Annotated in this window: 14 protein-coding genes; 5 read left to right on the forward strand and 9 right to left on the reverse strand. The window is 54.1% G+C overall.

Annotated features, from left to right (window positions below; translation table 11 throughout):
• Nucleotides 1-102 precede the first annotated feature (102 nt).
• The 6 genes from BN1190_RS04235 to BN1190_RS04260 form a co-directional block, all read right to left on the reverse strand.
• Entirely contained in the window at nt 103-1,314 is a 1,212-nt protein-coding gene (locus BN1190_RS04235; RefSeq protein ID WP_040285785.1) for a DUF4097 family beta strand repeat-containing protein, read from the reverse strand.
• Nucleotides 1,315-1,385: 71 nt separating this feature from the next.
• Nucleotides 1,386-4,259, reverse strand: coding sequence for an excinuclease ABC subunit UvrA (uvrA, locus tag BN1190_RS04240; protein WP_040285786.1), 2,874 nt, complete (start codon nt 4,257-4,259; stop codon nt 1,386-1,388).
• Nucleotides 4,260-4,265: 6 nt separating this feature from the next.
• On the reverse strand, nt 4,266-6,248 hold the full coding sequence (gene uvrB, locus BN1190_RS04245) for an excinuclease ABC subunit UvrB (RefSeq protein ID WP_040285787.1): 1,983 nt from the start codon (nt 6,246-6,248) through the stop codon (nt 4,266-4,268).
• Between the two features lie 134 nt (nt 6,249-6,382).
• Nucleotides 6,383-6,616: an IDEAL domain-containing protein gene (locus BN1190_RS04250; protein ID WP_040285788.1), complete on the reverse strand. Its 234-nt coding sequence runs from the start codon at nt 6,614-6,616 to the stop codon at nt 6,383-6,385.
• Between the two features lie 76 nt (nt 6,617-6,692).
• The gene (locus BN1190_RS04255; RefSeq protein WP_040285789.1) at nt 6,693-7,901 is read right to left on the reverse strand and encodes an ABC transporter permease; all 1,209 of its coding nucleotides are present in this window, start codon (nt 7,899-7,901) and stop codon (nt 6,693-6,695) included.
• Nucleotides 7,885-8,634, reverse strand: a complete 750-nt coding sequence (locus BN1190_RS04260; RefSeq protein WP_040285790.1) for an ABC transporter ATP-binding protein — start codon at nt 8,632-8,634, stop codon at nt 7,885-7,887. The genes BN1190_RS04255 and BN1190_RS04260 overlap by 17 nt, the downstream gene beginning before the upstream one ends.
• A gap of 120 nt (nt 8,635-8,754) precedes the next feature.
• On the opposite strand from BN1190_RS04260, the gene BN1190_RS04265 reads away from it, so the two are divergent.
• From BN1190_RS04265 to BN1190_RS04280, 4 genes are all read left to right on the forward strand, one after another.
• The gene (locus tag BN1190_RS04265; RefSeq protein ID WP_040285791.1) at nt 8,755-9,177 is read left to right on the forward strand and encodes an HIT family protein; all 423 of its coding nucleotides are present in this window, start codon (nt 8,755-8,757) and stop codon (nt 9,175-9,177) included.
• Between the two features lie 75 nt (nt 9,178-9,252).
• Nucleotides 9,253-9,609, forward strand: coding sequence for a YtxH domain-containing protein (locus BN1190_RS04270; protein ID WP_040285792.1), 357 nt, complete (start codon nt 9,253-9,255; stop codon nt 9,607-9,609).
• 219 nt (nt 9,610-9,828) lie between these two features.
• Complete coding sequence (locus tag BN1190_RS04275; RefSeq protein WP_040285793.1) at nt 9,829-10,416, forward strand: HTH-type transcriptional regulator Hpr; 588 nt, start codon at nt 9,829-9,831, stop codon at nt 10,414-10,416.
• Between the two features lie 53 nt (nt 10,417-10,469).
• The gene (locus BN1190_RS04280) at nt 10,470-10,661 is read left to right on the forward strand and encodes a hypothetical protein (RefSeq protein ID WP_425313920.1); all 192 of its coding nucleotides are present in this window, start codon (nt 10,470-10,472) and stop codon (nt 10,659-10,661) included.
• A gap of 49 nt (nt 10,662-10,710) precedes the next feature.
• Here BN1190_RS04280 and BN1190_RS04285 read toward each other — a convergent pair whose 3' ends face one another.
• Entirely contained in the window at nt 10,711-10,812 is a 102-nt protein-coding gene (locus BN1190_RS04285; RefSeq protein WP_082023261.1) for a YjcZ family sporulation protein, read from the reverse strand.
• A gap of 144 nt (nt 10,813-10,956) precedes the next feature.
• Here BN1190_RS04285 and BN1190_RS04290 point away from each other — a divergent pair, with 144 nt between their 5' ends.
• The gene (locus BN1190_RS04290; protein ID WP_052461681.1) at nt 10,957-11,889 is read left to right on the forward strand and encodes a peptidylprolyl isomerase; all 933 of its coding nucleotides are present in this window, start codon (nt 10,957-10,959) and stop codon (nt 11,887-11,889) included.
• Between the two features lie 476 nt (nt 11,890-12,365).
• Here the strand turns inward: BN1190_RS04290 and yhaM are convergent, their stop codons facing one another.
• Together yhaM and BN1190_RS04300 are read right to left on the reverse strand one after the other, a co-directional pair.
• Nucleotides 12,366-13,304 carry a 3'-5' exoribonuclease YhaM gene (yhaM, locus tag BN1190_RS04295; protein ID WP_040285794.1) on the reverse strand — a complete coding sequence of 313 codons (939 nt, stop codon included), beginning with the start codon at nt 13,302-13,304 and terminating at the stop codon, nt 12,366-12,368.
• Nucleotides 13,301-16,198 carry an ATP-binding protein gene (locus BN1190_RS04300; RefSeq protein ID WP_040285795.1) on the reverse strand — a complete coding sequence of 966 codons (2,898 nt, stop codon included), beginning with the start codon at nt 16,196-16,198 and terminating at the stop codon, nt 13,301-13,303. The genes yhaM and BN1190_RS04300 overlap by 4 nt, the downstream gene beginning before the upstream one ends.
• Nucleotides 16,199-16,209: the final 11 nt, after the last annotated feature.

Genomic DNA, 16,209 nt, shown 5'->3' on the forward strand with positions numbered 1-16,209 from the left:
GCAATTTCGCTTCTTCTTTTTCCAGTTCCGCCTGCCGCAAGAAAAAAAGCTGCCCCCGCAAGAGTCCTGGACGGGACTGTCACGGTGCAGCTTTTTATGCAATCATTTGGATTCGCTATTGTAGCAGACAAGGATGGAGCCCGTCTTCGACTCTGCGAACGTATGGAGCAGCGCTTTTGAATCGTCCGTCTCCTTTTTGAAGTTCATCGAACGGTGGAGCAGCTGTTCCTGGTTGGCCGTCTTTTCAACATCAGGCAGCTTCACACTGATACTGCCGATCGATGATTTCAGATTCCCGACCAGCGATTGGTCATTCGGCACATACAACTCAATATTGCCGCCGACGCTCTTCACATCAATCTTATCAGCCTTGTCGTGGGTAGTCGTGACGGAAATGGAACCGTTCAGAGTCCGTGCCGTCGTCTCCTTCACCTTCCCATCGACATAGACCAGACCATTGACAGTCTGAGCATCCAACTCGTTGGCATCGAATCCGAGCAGCCGGATTTCTCCGTTCAGCGTTTCGGCTGCCGCTTCCCTGCACTTCACGTAGGACATGCTGACTTTGCCGTTCGCTGTTTTCACGCGAAGGGTGTCCGCCTCCAAATTGCGGATGTCAAAACCGCCATTCAGCATCCGTACGGAAATCTTCCGGTACAATTTGCTTGGGACGGTCAGCATCGTGTTGACCTGGACCATCTTCGAGCTGCTGGCGACATGGAATGACTGAGCATCCGCTGTGCAGACCAGTTTGTCCAGGAATTCACGTTTCGCTTCTTCTTCCGTCTGGCTCGTGAATGTCTTGACGGAAAACGCTGCTGTGATTTCATCCCCCTCCCCGGGTATGATGGAGCACTTGCCATTATCGATATCGAGAATCAGCTCCTCGATATCCTTTCCGTCCTCTTTCACCGTATGCTCGAACGTGACGGCATTGCCGAATGGGTTTTCCATGTCGAACTGCTTCACTTTCTGGACAGCTGTCTGCATGAACTGCATGAACTGTTCCCCGGCCTGCGACAGGTCTCTCCGTAGATCTTCCATGAACTCGTCAGCAGATGCTCCGTCCCACCGTTTGCCAGATGTATTTTGTTTGCTCTTCGGCTCTTCCTGCTGTTGCGACCGCTGCTGTGTCTGTTCTTGTTCTTGTTCCTGGCTGTCGTCCTCAGCTGGCTCAGGACCTGCGGCCGTACTGCCTGTCTGCTGTCCGGGTACTTCCTGGTGCGAAAGTGCTTCCAGCAGGGTCAGAGCTTCATCCGTTGAGATCGTCCCATTTTCGAGCATATTCAAAATGCGTTTTCGTTCATTCTGCATTTTTTCCGCCTCCTTGTGGAATGATGGTGCCTCGGTTCTGTCTACTAATACGGTTCAGATGCGAAAAAGTTTCACGACACCGGATTCTGGGCGTGTTCCACACGCTGCGCCATGCGGTTCCGATCTCTTTCCAAGATAGGTTTCAAGTATTGGCCGGTATAGGATCTTTTATTCTCCGCCACCTTCTCGGGTGTGCCGGTTGCGATGATCTGGCCGCCTTTGTCCCCGCCTTCAGGGCCAAGGTCGATAATATGGTCGACCGTCTTGATGACATCCAGGTTGTGCTCGATGACCAGTACAGTATTGCCCGTTTCGACGAGACGCTCCAGCACTTTCAGCAGTTTTGCGATGTCATGGACATGGAGGCCGGTCGTCGGCTCATCGAGAATGTAGAACGACTTCCCGTTCGAGCGTTTGTGGAGTTCCGACGCGAGCTTCACGCGCTGCGCTTCACCGCCCGACAACGTAGTCGCCGGCTGACCCAGCTGCACATACCCAAGGCCGACATCGACGATCGTCTGCAGCTTGCGCTGGATTTTCGGGATGTTCTCGAAAAACTCCGCAGCCGTCTCGACGGTCATCTCCAGCACATCCGCAATATTCTTCCCTTTGTACGTGACTTCCAGCGTTTCGCGGTTGTACCGTTTGCCGTGGCAGACATCGCACGGAACGTAGACATCCGGCAGGAAATGCATTTCGATCTTCAGGATCCCATCTCCGCGGCATGCTTCACAGCGTCCGCCCTTCACGTTGAAGCTGAAACGTCCTTTCTTATAGCCGCGCACCTTCGCTTCGTTCGTCATGGCGAATACATCCCTGACATCATCGAAGACGCCTGTGTACGTCGCCGGGTTGGAACGCGGGGTCCGGCCGATCGGGGATTGGTCGATCTCAATGACCTTTTCCAATTCTTCCAGTCCGGAAACCGATTTATACGCCCCCGGCCGCATTTTCGCCCGGTTCAGCTTCTGGGCCAGGATCTTATAGAGCACTTCGTTGATGAGCGTGCTCTTTCCGGATCCCGACACGCCGGTCACCGCGATGAATTCCCCAAGCGGGAAATCGACATCGACTTTTTTCAGGTTGTTCTCAGCAGCCCCTTTGATGGTCACTTTCCGTCCATCGGATTTCCGGCGCTCCGTCGGCAGGGGGATGAATTTCCGGCCGCTCAAGTATTGGCCTGTCAGTGAATCCGGATCTTCCATCACTTCATGCGGAGTTCCTGCTGAAACGATTCTGCCGCCGTCAACACCTGCACCCGGTCCGATATCGATCAGGTAATCCGCTTCCATCATCGTATCCTCATCATGCTCGACAACGATCAGGGTGTTGCCGATATCCCGCATGCTTTTCAAGGTCCGGATCAGACGGTCGTTATCCCGCTGATGAAGTCCGATGGAAGGTTCGTCCAAGATATAGAGGACACCGGTCAGCCGGGAGCCGATCTGCGTGGCAAGCCGGATGCGCTGGGCTTCCCCGCCGGAGAGCGTGCCCGCCGAACGGGACAGAGTGAGATAGTCGAGACCGACATTCTCGAGGAAACCGAGGCGTTCCCGGATTTCGCGCAGAATCAGTTCTGCAATCTGTGCGTCCTTTTCAGACAGCTCAAGCGTGCCGAAAAACTGCAGGGCTTCGACGATCGACTTCTCAGTCACTTCACCGATGTGGAGCCCATCCACTTTGACGGCGAGCGATTCTGCTTTCAGCCGGTATCCCTCACATGTCGGACACGGCCGCTGCGCCATATATTTCTCCATCTGTTCCCTGACATAGTCGGAGGACGTCTCGCGGAAACGGCGCTCCACATTTGCGAGCACCCCTTCGAAATAGATCGAGTTATCCCGCGTCTGGCCGAATTCGTTCGTATAGCGGAAACGGATCTTTTCATCACGCGAGCCGTACAGGATCTTGTTCAGATCGTCTTCTGCGAGTTCGCTTACCGGAGTGTCCATCGGGATGCCATAATGTTTCGCTACAGTCTTCAGCAGTTCGGGATAGTATTGCGAACTTGTCGGGATCCAGGGGACGATTGCATGCTCTTTCAGCGACAGCGAAGGGTCCGGGATGACGAGACCCGGATCGACTTCAAGCTTTGCGCCGAGACCATCACAGTCCGGGCATGCGCCGAAGGGACTATTGAACGAAAACATCCGCGGTTCCAGTTCACCGATCGAGAACCCGCAGATCGGACAGGCATGATGCTCGCTGAACAGCAGTTCCTCGCCATCGATGATATCCACGACTGCGGTGCCTTCGGACAGCCGGAGCGCCGCTTCCAGTGAGTCGCTCAGCCGGCCTGCGATCCCTTCTTTCATGACGATACGGTCCACGACGACTTCGATCGTATGCTTCTTGTTTTTGTTGAGATCGATATTATCATCGAGATCATACGTTTCGGCATCGATCCGGACACGCACATATCCCTGCTTCTTCAGATCCTCAAGCAGTTTGACATGCGTCCCTTTCCGGCCCGAGATGATCGGTGCGAGCACTTGGATGCGTGTCCGCTCTTCGAGTTCGAGCACCCGGTCGGTCATCTGTTCGACAGTCTGGGATGTGATTTCAATGCCATGGACCGGGCAGATCGGTTTGCCGACACGCGCATAGAGCAGTCTCAGATAATCGTAGATTTCCGTCACGGTGCCGACCGTCGAGCGCGGATTGCGGCTCGTCGTCTTCTGATCGATCGAGATTGCCGGAGACAGCCCTTCGATCAGATCGACATCCGGCTTGTCCATCTGCCCGAGGAACTGACGGGCATAGGAAGACAGTGATTCGACATAACGGCGCTGGCCTTCGGCATAGATCGTGTCGAAAGCGAGGGATGATTTCCCTGATCCCGAAAGGCCGGTCATGACGACGAGCTCATCACGCGGAATGGTGACGTCGATATTTTTCAAGTTATGCGCACGGGCGCCCTGAATATAGATTTCTGTATTTTTCATGCTTCCTCACCTTTCTGCTTTCAATTCCAGGATCGTATCCCGAAGTTCTGCCGCCCGTTCGAAATCGAGTGCTTTTGCTGCATCTTTCATTTCTTTCTCGAGCGATGCCAGCAGGTCGGCTTTCTCTTCTTTGGTCAGTTTCTTTCCTTCGGTGACTTTCTCCACATACGAAATCGTTTCATCAGCAGCCTGTGTGGCTTTGATGACATCACGGATTCCTTTTTGGATTGTCTTCGGAGTAATGCCATGTTCTTCGTTGTATGCCATCTGGATCTCACGCCGCCGCTGTGTCTCCTCGATAGCTTTTGTCATGGAATCCGTATATTTGTCAGCGTACATGATGACGCGGCCTTCCGAATTCCTCGCAGCCCGTCCGATCGTCTGGATGAGCGAACGTTCCGAACGGAGGAAACCTTCCTTGTCCGCATCGAGGATCGCAACGAGCGACACTTCCGGTATATCGAGCCCTTCCCGGAGCAGGTTGATGCCGACCAGGACATCGTATGTACCGAGCCGCAGTTCCCGGATGATTTCGATCCGTTCCAGGGTTTTGATCTCCGAGTGGAGGTAGTTCACTTTGACGCCGGCTTCTTTCAGGTAATCGGTCAGATCTTCCGACATCTTTTTCGTAAGCGTTGTTATGAGCACCCGCTCGTTGCGTGCGGCACGCTCGTTGATTTCATCCAGAAGGTCATCGATCTGGCCTTCGATCGGCCGGACTTCGATGATCGGATCGAGCAGCCCTGTCGGACGGATGATCTGTTCGACCATCTCAGGCGTGTGTTCGATTTCGTAAGGACCGGGTGTCGCCGAGACATAGATCGCCTGGTGGATATGCTTCTCGAACTCTTCGAACATGAGCGGACGGTTGTCTAGGGCGGACGGCAGGCGGAAGCCGTGCTCCACAAGCACTTTCTTCCGCGCCTGGTCGCCGTTGTACATCCCGCGGATCTGCGGCAGGGTGACGTGGCTTTCGTCCGCCACGATGAGGAAGTCATCCGGGAAATAGTCGAGCAGTGTATAGGGTGTTTCCCCCGCTTCGCGGAGGGACAGATGGCGTGAATAGTTCTCGATACCGGAACAGAAGCCCATCTCCCGCATCATTTCCAGGTCATAGCGTGTCCGCTGCTCCAGACGCTGCGCTTCGAGGAGCTTGTCGTTCTCCCGAAGGATCTTCAGTTGTTCTTCGAGTTCCGCTTCGATGCGTACGATCGCTTTCTCCATTTTCGCTTCGCCTGTGACGAAGTGGGAATTCGGGAAGATGGCGACGTGCTCACGCTCGCCGACGACTTCGCCTGTCAGTGCGTCGATTTCCCGGAGCCGGTCGATTTCATCTCCGAAGAATTCGATACGGGTACACCGTTCGTCCTGCGACGCGGGGAAGATCTCGACCACATCGCCGCGCACACGGAATGTCCCGCGTGTGAAGCTGACATCATTCCGTTCGTACAGGTTATCGACAAACCGCCGGAGCAGCTGGTTCCTGTCGATTTCCATGCCCGGACGGAGGGAGATCATGTGGGAACCGTATTCCTCCGGGGACCCGAGGCCGTATATGCAGGACACCGACGCGACAATGAGGACGTCGTTGCGCTCGAACAGCGCAGCTGTTGCGGAGTGACGCAGTTTGTCGATTTCGTCATTGATGCTCGAGTCTTTTTCGATATACGTATCCGTCTGCGGCACGTAGGCTTCCGGCTGGTAGTAATCATAGAAACTTACGAAGTACTCCACCGCGTTGTCCGGGAAGAACTCCTTGAATTCACTGTACAGCTGCCCGGCAAGTGTCTTGTTGTGGGCGATGACCAGCGTCGGCCGGTTGATCTCCTTCACGACATTTGAAACCGTGAAAGTCTTTCCGGTTCCTGTCGCCCCGAGCAGTGTCTGATGCTTTTCGCCGTTCTCCACGCCTTCCACCAGCGACCGGATGGCGGCGGGCTGGTCTCCCTGCGGAGTATATGGCGCCTGCAGGCTGAATGTTTCTTTCACTGAACGTCACTCCCTAGTATTGCTCGTATTCCTTTAGTTTAGCACATTCCCGTTCTTCTCCAAAGCAAAAAGCGAACGTACGTTTTTTCTCACAAAAAAAGCTGCACGCGGTAATTGCGTGCAGCCAGAAGCATTCAATTTTCATCCAAAGACCGGAGCGAAGACGTCAGCTTACGGAACGCCAGCTCGTCACGGCTGTCCAGGGCGCTGTCGATATCACCAAGCAGGCGCACCCTTGTTTGTTCACGGTGAATATGGTTCAGAAACAAATCGATGTAGATATCATTCAGCAGTTTCTCCGCCTGCATAGTGGAACTGTTCTGTCCAACGGCTTTGAGGAACTCAGCATGTGAATACTTCTTCTCCATCCTTCTTCACCTCGGAACTCTTTTTTCCATTGTACCGAAATCAGAGCTGTCTTTGCAAGGACTTTTTCGAATATTCCTACTCCTGTTCACTTGTACCTGTCAGACGGATGGTCGCCTCCGAAACGATCAGGACGATGCCCCCGAGGAGAACCGGTGTCAACGACAGCCCGTGGAGGATGAACGCCGGGACCATGACAAGGACGGCCTGGAGCCATTGAACCCGCTCCGTCAGTCGGAAGATCTCCCTGCCGCGGGTTTCTTCGGCATGCGGGAACAGGAGATCCATCCGGAATTCATCGCCGCCGCGCAGCGCCTGCAGCGTCTGGATCGCCGATGCAAAGGCGAGCGCCCCAATAAAGATGAACGCGACCGCCGGAAACGGGATGAACACAGCGCCTGCCATCGACAGCATTGTCAGACGAAGCCACAGCCAGAACGGCTCATCCGTCCTGATGAACGTCCGGCGCAGCAGGAATGCCTGTGCATCCGTCGTTTCCACGGCGGGATCGCGCATGAACAGGCCGAGCCACGACCGTTTGCTGACTGACCCTTTCAGATGGGGCACATCCGTGAAGTAATTTGCAAAACGGTAGAACCCCATCATCCTGTTCTGTTCAAGCTCGATGAAGTGGGTGTACGGGAACGGCTTTCCGGCCGCGCGCCTCACCCAGTATACATAGTAGGCAGCAAATATGACTGCCGCCCCTGCCGCCAGAACCCAGGAGGCGGTCAAGACTCCGTAAATGGTGATTGTCCCCGCCAGGAACCGGATAGCACGGTCCACCCAGATCCCCTGCCCTTCTTCGGCACCGCGAAACGCGAATTCTGAGCGCACATTCAGCCAGACTGCGCCGAGAATCAGGATGAACAGCACGAGATACAGCGGTTTACTGCCCAATCCATACGCACTCAGCATCGGCAGCGAAACGATGAACAGGATGACCGGTAGCGGCAGCTTCGAGAAGAATGTCCACGTCAGGGCACGTCCCATATAAGCAGGCAGTTCCGTCTCCAGAGGCAGCAGATAGACGGCATCCGCCGGTTTCAGCAGTGTGACAGGCGTTGCCAGCGTTATCACCGCGGCAATCAGGACAGCGGCAATCCAGGCGGCTGGTAATCCAGGCGGCACATCCTTCAGCCATTCACTGTATGCATAGCCGGCGGCTCCGATCGAGAACAGCAGGACGATCGCCAGGTGTCCGGTGAAGACATACTGTAAATAACGCTGCAGCTCTGCTGCATATTTCCCGAACCGGTTCCCCCACAATTCACGTAAGCTGTTCATGGTCCGCTTCCTCTGTCATTGCAATATAGAGATCATCCAAGGATGCATCCGGCCGCCCGAACGCTCTCCTGAGATCGTCCATCGTCCCCGACGCACGAACCCGGCCTTCGTGCAGCAGGATGATCCGGTCGCAATGCTTTTCCGCTGTCGCCAGGACGTGTGTCGACATGAGCACTGCAGCCCCCCGCTCCGTCCGTTCCGTCAGCTGGGCGAGCAATGACCGGATACCGAGCGGATCCAGCCCGACAAACGGCTCGTCAATGATATACAGAGACGGTTCTGCCAGGAAGGCGCACATGATCATCACTTTCTGCCGCATCCCCTTCGAGAAGTGGGACGGATACCATTTCAGCCGTTTTTCCATACGGAATTCTTTCAGCAGTGCCGCTGAGCGTGCCTCGAAGACATCTTGGGGAATGCCGTACGCCATCGCCGTCAATTCCAGATGCTCGCGAAGTGTCAGCTCCTCATACAGCACCGGTGTCTCCGGAATGTAGCTGAACGATTTCCTGTACATTCCTGCATCTTCGGCGAATGTGACCCCGTTGATACTGATGGTGCCGCCCTGCGGGTTCATCAGCCCGATCACGTGTTTGATGGTCGTACTCTTGCCGGCTCCGTTCAGACCGATCAGTCCGACCAGTTCGCCTTTTTGAATGTTGAATGATACATCGTGCAGGACAGGTTTCCTCGTGTAACCGCCTGTCACGTCCTGTAACTCAAGTATAGCCATGCGTCTTCCTCCAATCTTGTTCTCAGTTTACCAAATCCCGGACAACTATGCCTTGTCCGGCGCATGATGATTATCTGAAAATATGCTACACTGAGGACATTCATGAAAGGAAGTGTCTAAATGTCCTCTTGTATTTTCTGTCAGATCGCCGCGGGTGAACTCCCGGGGGAAATCATCTACGAAGATGAGCATTCCGTCGCTTTTATGGATATCATGCCTGTCACGAAAGGCCATGTGCTGCTCATCCCGAAAACCCATCGTGAAAACATCTATGAACTGACTGCAGAGGAATCGTCCCATCTGTTCGCTGCAGCTCCTAAAATCGCAAATGCCATCAAAGAGGCATTCGAACCTGCCGGCCTGAATCTCGTCCAGAATAACGGCGCAGCAGCCGGCCAGGCCGTGTTCCACTTCCATCTGCATTTCGTCCCACGTTATGACGAAACAGACGGGTACCAGCCGACCTGGAATCAGAAAACGGAAGAGTTCCCGGCCGAGCGCATCCAGCAGCTTGCTGCAGATATCAAAAAACAGCTGAATTGATCTGCACCAAGGCCTCCGGCAGGTTTCAACCGGGAAGGCCGAGGAAATGATACCAAAAGGAAGGAGTGTGCAATCATGAAATCATCTACATTTTTTGCAGGTCTCGCAGTGGGCGCGACAGCTGCCGCAGTGACTGTCCTTTACTCAACCCCCCAGACAGGGAGCGACATGCGCATTTCCGTCAAGACCGCTTCCGCCGATCTGATGGCGAAGCTGAAGGACGTCAGAGGGAAAGTCGACGACCTCAAGGAATCCGTCGCCGATTTCAACAGTGAAACGGTACAGCCCGCCATCGACGGCGTGAAAGATTCCATCGGCGGCTGGCGGACAGCTGACGAAGGCTCACGGAACCGACTGGAGAGCGAAATCCAGGAAATCCAGGATGCCATTGCCGAACTCGAGCGGTCTGTCGCTTCCCAGCACAATAATTGACTATCACGACCGATGGCAGAATCAGTCATATGAATACCGGCCGGAACCACTTCTTTCCTGTGGCTCCGGCCGTTTTTTGCCGTACGGATGCTGGTCATTCCGATGCCGGCTCTCATGGAAATAGCTTGAATTGAATTATTTTTAAATTCTAACTTTTTTATTTGTTGCTTTCCTGCTATAATTAAATCATCTATAGAAAAACAGGAAGCAGGTGCTTGCATGTCCGAACAAGAATACTCCTTGAAAGAAGCGATGATTTACAGTCAGCGGCTTGCTCAGATGTCGAAAGCGTTGTGGAAAGCTGTCGAGAAAGACTGGCAGCAGTGGATAAAACCTTATGACTTGAATATTAACGAACACCATATTCTTTGGATCGCCTATCATCTGCAGGGCGCTACGATTTCGGATATTGCCAAGTTCGGTGTCATGCACGTCTCCACCGCTTTCAACTTTTCAAAGAAACTGGAACAGCGCGGCTACTTGGAGTTTTTCAAAAAAGAGGAAGACCGGCGGAATACATATGTGCTTGTCACCCAAGAAGGAAAAGACCTGCTTGACGGAATGACCGAGAATTATTTCGATACCCATCATGCAATCCTGGACGGCTCCCTGCCGATCCAGAGGATTTACGGTAAGTTCCCGGAGTTCCTTGAAGTTATGTCCGTCATAAGGAACGTATACGGAGAGGATTTCATGGAGATTTTTGAAAAGGGGTTCGACAGTCTCGGCAGCTCCTTCAGCGACGAGGGCGGGAGCCTGAAAACAGCGGCCCCTGACCTGAAGCTCGCATCCGGTGAACATAATTAGTTCCCATAATTCGTCCCTGTCTGCTATGATAGAGTGAGATGTCCAAAGGGGGTATGTCCGTGATTTTGATAATAACCGTTCTCTTTTCACTATTCTACCTGTTCCAAATCAACAAAATGACGTTCGCGCTCTGCGAATCACGTGAAATTCCGGAAGAAAAGCAAAACAAGATATATGCAACCGTCAACGTACTGATCACCATCCTGATGCTGTCCCTGTACGTTGAGGTTTTCCTGAAAGTCTGAACGAGAAAAAGTCCATCCCTCCGGAAAGGGATGGACTTTCTTTCATTATTTAGTACAGGTAAGCTGCGCCTACAATGATCAGCAAAATGAACAGGACTACCAGCAAAGCGAATCCAGAACCTGCTCCAGTATTTCCACCGTAACCACTCATTGAAGCACCCCCTCTCTTCTCTAACAGTCTATGCGATTCCCTTTTCAATGGCTGGGCGGTCAGGGATGGAACTTTTTTGTGCTCAATTCGTTTGTATGGTATAGTGTCACTTGTTAATTACATTTACAGAGGAGTATCAAAGTTATGAAAAAAACTGTTCTATCGTTCACATTAGCAGCATCCGTTCTCGCCCTTTCTGCTTGTTCCGGCAATGCTTCGGATGACGAAGCCATCGTTACCTCAAAAGACGGGGATATTTCAAAGAGCGAGTTCTATAAGGAAATGAAAGACTCCGTCGGGGAGCAGGCCGTGCAGATGATGGTCATTGAAAAGGTCCTCGAGTCAAAGTATGACGTTTCCGACAAAGATGTGCAGGCGGAATACGACGATGCAAAAAAACAGCTCGGTGACAATTTCGATCAGTACCTCGCTTCCCAAGGTCAGACGGAGCAAAGCTTCAAGAAGTCCATCAAGCTGAACAAACTGCAGGAAGCCGCTTTGACGGACGGCATCGAAGTGAGCGATGACGAAGTCAATAAATATCTCGAAGAGAAGAATGTGGAGCTGAAAGCGAGCCACATCCTTCTGGATGACGAAGAAAAAGCGAAAGAAGTCCAGAAAAAAGCTGAAGCGGGCGAAGACTTCGCCAAACTGGCTAAGGAATACTCCACTGAAGAAGCCGCGCAGCAATCAGGCGGCGAGCTCGGCTGGTTCAAGAAAGGCGATATGGTCGACGAATTCTGGCAGGGCGCACTGAAGCTGAAAAAAGGCGAAATCAGCGGTCCCGTCCAATCTGAACACGGCTTCCACATCATCAAGCTGGAAGACAAGAAAGTAGATGACAAAAAGCCATCCAAAGAAGACAAAGAAAAAGCAAAAGAAGAATTGAAGATGAACAAAGCCGACAGCAGCAAGCTGGTCGACAAAGTTTCGAAACTCGTCAAAGATGCTGATGTGAAAGTGAAAGACAAGGATCTGAAAGGCGCTCTGGATCTTTTCAATCAGAGCCAGCAGGCACCGGCCGATGACGCAGGTGAACCTGGAGATGTTGAAACAGATACTGATTCAGAGAAATAATGCGATACTGGCAAAACCGCCCTCCCGGTTATCGGAGGGCGGTTTTTTTGGTGCGGGCGGCTCTGTTGAGACTGGGTGCTGACTATTGTGAAATGTAAATCTCCCCCGCCTGAGGGTTCCATAAAAAAAGCGGAGCGCAGCGAAGCCGACAAGCTGGATCTTTAGAATTTTCTTGAAGGATTAGCGGCGCGGCAGTCTTTTCACCTGTCCCCTGTGGAACGGCCGCGGGCATGCTGTGTGGATGTGTGAAGTTATGAGCGGTTTCACGCTGGTTATGAGCGGAATCCGCTGTTTATGATCACTTTGCCGGGTTTATGAGCGGTTTCCGCCATTTATGATCACTTTGCCAGAGTTATGAGCGGTTTCCGCCAGTTTATGATCACTTCCCCGCAATCCGGGCCCGCTCTGCTCGCCTGGCCGATGATGATAGACCAAAAGGAGCTTCCCCGGCATGGGGAAGCTCCTCTAGTTTTGATTTATTCAAATGCCGGCTTGTAGAACGAGCGGTTTTCGAGCGGGAAGATCCGTTCCGAGAATGTGCCGGGTTCGGTCTTGCCCATCGCCCGGTTGAGCATGTTCATCTTTGCATCAATATTATCGATATAGTGAAGCATTTCGGCTTCCGGCAGCATCGGCCGTTTCGGGCTGCCCCATTCCTCTTTGCCGTGATGGGACAGGACCATATGCTGGAGCAGCATGACTTCCTCCCCGGATACGTCCAGCTCATCCGCTGTTTTCGAGATTTCGGTCACCATGATGCTGATATGGCCGAGCAGGTTCCCTTCCACCGTATAATGCGGCGCGACGGCACCGGACAGCTCGATGACTTTCCCGATATCGTGAAGGATGACCCCTGAATACAGAAGATCCTTGTTGAGGGTCGGGTACAGATCCGATATCGCCTTGGCCAGCCGCAGCATGGAGACGACATGGTCCAGCAGACCGGTCACATAGTCGTGGTGGTTCCGCGTGGCAGCCGGGTAGGTCATGAAGTCGTCCTGATGCTTTTTGATAAGATGGCGGGTGATCCTCTGGATTTTCGGGTTCTTCATTTCGAAGAAGAACTGGAGCAGTTCCTCCATCAGTTCCTCTTTGCTCTTTTCTGCGGACGGCACGAGATCCGACAGCGTGATGCCCTCTTCTTCCCGGATCGGGCGGATGCTCTTGATGCGCAGCTGGTTCTTTCCGCGATATTCGTGGATTTCCCCGCCGACGCGCACGATGCCGCCCGCTGCGTACAGACGCTCTTGTTCGTCCCCGGTGTCCCATAGTTTCGCTTCCAGGTCGCCGCTTTTATCCTGCAGGACGAGCGACATGAACGGGCTGCCCTGCTGGGTGATACCCTTGTTCGATTGCTTGATGAACAAATAGAGATCGATCGGTTCCCCTACTTTATAGTCCAATAGTTTTTTCATAGTTTCACTGCCTCCTGACTGTTTCCGATTTCGGAAACATTGATGATCGCTGCGTCCGGCCATTGTGCAGCCAGTTCTTCATGGCAGGTGAAGATGAACAGCTGATGGTCTGCCGCAAGAATCTCCAGCAGACCAATCATACGGCTGAGCCGTCTGCCATCGAAATGGACGAACGGGTCATCCATGATGATCGGGAATGGTGCGTCTCCCAGCAGCTCCCCTGCCAATGCCAGACGGAGTGATAAGTACGCCTGTTCTTTTGTCGCCTGGCTCAGTTCGGCGATTGAAAAGGACTGTCCGTCACTGCGGAGCGCAAGAAAATGATCGCTGTCCCCTATAGCCAGTGTATCATAGGCGCCGCCTGTCACATGATGGAAGTGCCGGTTTGCGCGCTGCAGGACGGCAGGCAGTTTCGTCTCTTTCAAGTCTGCCATCGTCTGCCGGATCGCTTCCGCGACTGCCTGCTTCACCGACCACTCCATGGCAAGTTCATTGAATTCGGCTTTTTTGCTTTCGAATTTCTGCTGTGTCAGCAGATGGGCGTCCTCCGTCAGCAGCGCCTCCGTTTTGTGCCGGAGAGCAGCCTGCTCCTCGGTCAGTGCGGTCAGTTCCTTTTCGATATCCGCAAGGCGCTGTTCCTGATGATCTTCAAGCGCCGCGAGTTCCGTTTCTGAAATATCCCGGACATCCGCGTCACGCTGCGAGGCCAGCTGCGCTTCCAGGCTGTCGAGCCGAGCCGTCAGTGCCTGTCTGCGCTGCGACCGGTCATATGCCTCGTAGAATGTCTTTTTGTCCGCGGCATCGGCTTTTGCGAACAATGCAAGTTCCTTCTCCCGATATGTCTTGAGCTCATTTTCCTTATCATGGATCGTCCGCTTGAGCTGCTCCGCCTGCACACGGCCGGTTTCCGCTGCATTCACCTGCTCCTGCAGGCTGCCTGCATACTGTCTGATGACAGTATACAGGTCGGTTTCCGGAAGTTCACGTCCGAGGCAGTCCTCGGCCTTCCTCCGATGGGTGTCCAGCCGGCTGCGGATCGCAAGCAGCTCATCCGTCAGGTCAGCCAGCAGCCGATCGGTTTCCTGGAGTTTGTTCAGCATGCGGAACAGCTCGGGAATCATGCCGGGGCTCGCATATGGCTGGAACCCGTGTACTGCAAGCGCCTGCTGGAGCAAGCGCCCATTCTCCTCTTCCGTGTCACGGATCCTTGCCAGTTCCGCTCCAAGTGCCTCCCGCTGCCCCGCGCTCTGCCGGACAGTAAGCTGAAGCTGCTCCTCCGTTCTCGCATATTCCGCTACACGGCTGCACAGCTTTTCATAGTCCTCTTCTTTCCCGGCATATGCTTTCACCAGGGCCCGCATCTCTTGTTCCCGATCATCCTGCCGATCTTCCGCAGGCCGCTTCTTCAGGAGGATGACGGCGGCTGCGGCTGTCAGCAGACCGAACAGGACAAGCGCCCATTGCTTCAGGAAGGCACCTGCCGCCATGGCGATCAGAGCTGCAGCAATGATCACCCATCCAGCATTCGAGGCTCCGTCTGCCTGCTGTCCGCCGGCGAGTGCCGTGTAGGCTTTCGCCTCCGCCAAACGCATTCTGACTCCCGGCCATTTCGATGCAGCCGCCTCGTCTTCCGCAGACGGTTTCCCGGCTTGGTGCTGTCTGAGAGCTGCAAGTGACCGGTCTTCCTGTTCTTTCGCCCGCCGCCATTCCGTTTCGCAGGATTGTGCGGCCTGTTCCGCCCTCTCAACTGCCGCCGCCAGTCCCTGCAGCCGCTGTTCGGCGGCAAGGGAGCTGTCGGCACTGCGCAGTTTGGCGGCCGTTTCCGTATCCGCCGCTCCCAAGCGGTCGAGGAGGTGCTGCTGTTCATTCAGGAGGCGTGTCTGCTCGGATGCACAGCGGTATTCCTGCTGCCGGAGATCCTGCCAATCCTGCTCTTTGTCCAGAAGCACCTTTAAAACCGTCAAGTGTTCAGGGTCCGCCTGTCCCTCCGTACGATCGGTCAGTGCTTCCAGCTCGTAACGGGACCGGCTGAGCACCGCTTCCGTCTCCATTTTCTTCGCTTCCAGCATTTCCTGCTCGCGGATGCCGTTGGGCGGGAACACAGCATTGCCAAGTCGTTCCAATTCAGCAGTCAGCTTCTTCCGCTCTTCTTCGGCCGGCAGCCTGAGCCGCATAGCCTGCAGCTTTCCTGCTTCCTGACGAATTCCATCCAGTTCCTGCCGCTTCTGTGTAATGAGCTGTCCCGTTTCGTGCAGACGCTCCATGGAGGGACCGTACTCATCCATTCGGCTGCGCTGTTCTTTCATTGCCGTCTCGAGTTCGCGCAGTTCCTTCAAAACAATATTCATCCGCGGATTCTTGCCCGATTTCTTGAACAGTTCGCCCTTCTCCTTCTCCAGCTTCTTTTCCAGCTGCAGAAGAAGGTCGACTCCCGTCGTTCCGGAAGAAAGAAGAGTCCGGCTCAGTTCGTCCGCATCCATCTGTTCGAGCCCCTGCAGCTGGAACAGCGAAAAGGAGAAGATCGACTCGAAAGCGGTCCGGTCGTATTGCCTGAGTATCGCCGACAGCTTTTCCTGACCGGCTGTCGTGCCATCCGAAAAGCGTACGGTCACATCGCCTGCCGACCTGCCGCGGACCCTCTCCACTTCGAACTGCCCATATTCCGGATCTTCCAGCAGCAGCTTCCCTCCGTAGGCCGCACCGTCTTTCGGTTCATAACGCAGGAGCGCACCGTTTTTCGGCGGAAATCCGAAAAGGACCTGGAGGATGAACTGATGGATCGTCGTCTTTCCCGCCTCGTTCTCACCAAAGAATATTGTAATCCGTTCTCCAGGCGTCACCGTGACATTGCGATGCCTGCCGAACCCATAGATCGTCAGCTCTTTAATGCGCACTGCCGCTCCCC

The sequence above is a fragment of the Sporosarcina koreensis genome (assembly GCF_000826145.2).
GTDB classification, from domain to species: Bacteria; Bacillota; Bacilli; order Bacillales_A; family Planococcaceae; genus Sporosarcina; species Sporosarcina trichiuri.

Coding starts and splice junctions, on each gene's coding strand:
- BN1190_RS04235 (WP_040285785.1), bottom strand. CDS start 1,314: ATGCAGAATGAACGAAAACGCATTTTGAATATGCTCGAAAATGGGACG.
- uvrA (WP_040285786.1), bottom strand. CDS start 4,259: ATGAAAAATACAGAAATCTATATTCAGGGCGCCCGTGCGCATAACTTG.
- BN1190_RS04250 (WP_040285788.1), bottom strand. CDS start 6,616: ATGGAGAAGAAGTATTCACATGCTGAGTTCCTCAAAGCCGTTGGACAG.
- BN1190_RS04255 (WP_040285789.1), bottom strand. CDS start 7,901: ATGAACAGCTTACGTGAATTGTGGGGGAACCGGTTCGGGAAATATGCA.
- BN1190_RS04260 (WP_040285790.1), bottom strand. CDS start 8,634: ATGGCTATACTTGAGTTACAGGACGTGACAGGCGGTTACACGAGGAAA.
- BN1190_RS04265 (WP_040285791.1), top strand. CDS start 8,755: ATGTCCTCTTGTATTTTCTGTCAGATCGCCGCGGGTGAACTCCCGGGG.
- BN1190_RS04270 (WP_040285792.1), top strand. CDS start 9,253: ATGAAATCATCTACATTTTTTGCAGGTCTCGCAGTGGGCGCGACAGCT.
- BN1190_RS04275 (WP_040285793.1), top strand. CDS start 9,829: ATGTCCGAACAAGAATACTCCTTGAAAGAAGCGATGATTTACAGTCAG.
- BN1190_RS04280 (WP_425313920.1), top strand. CDS start 10,470: ATGTCCGTGATTTTGATAATAACCGTTCTCTTTTCACTATTCTACCTG.
- BN1190_RS04285 (WP_082023261.1), bottom strand. CDS start 10,812: ATGAGTGGTTACGGTGGAAATACTGGAGCAGGTTCTGGATTCGCTTTG.
- BN1190_RS04290 (WP_052461681.1), top strand. CDS start 10,957: ATGAAAAAAACTGTTCTATCGTTCACATTAGCAGCATCCGTTCTCGCC.
- yhaM (WP_040285794.1), bottom strand. CDS start 13,304: ATGAAAAAACTATTGGACTATAAAGTAGGGGAACCGATCGATCTCTAT.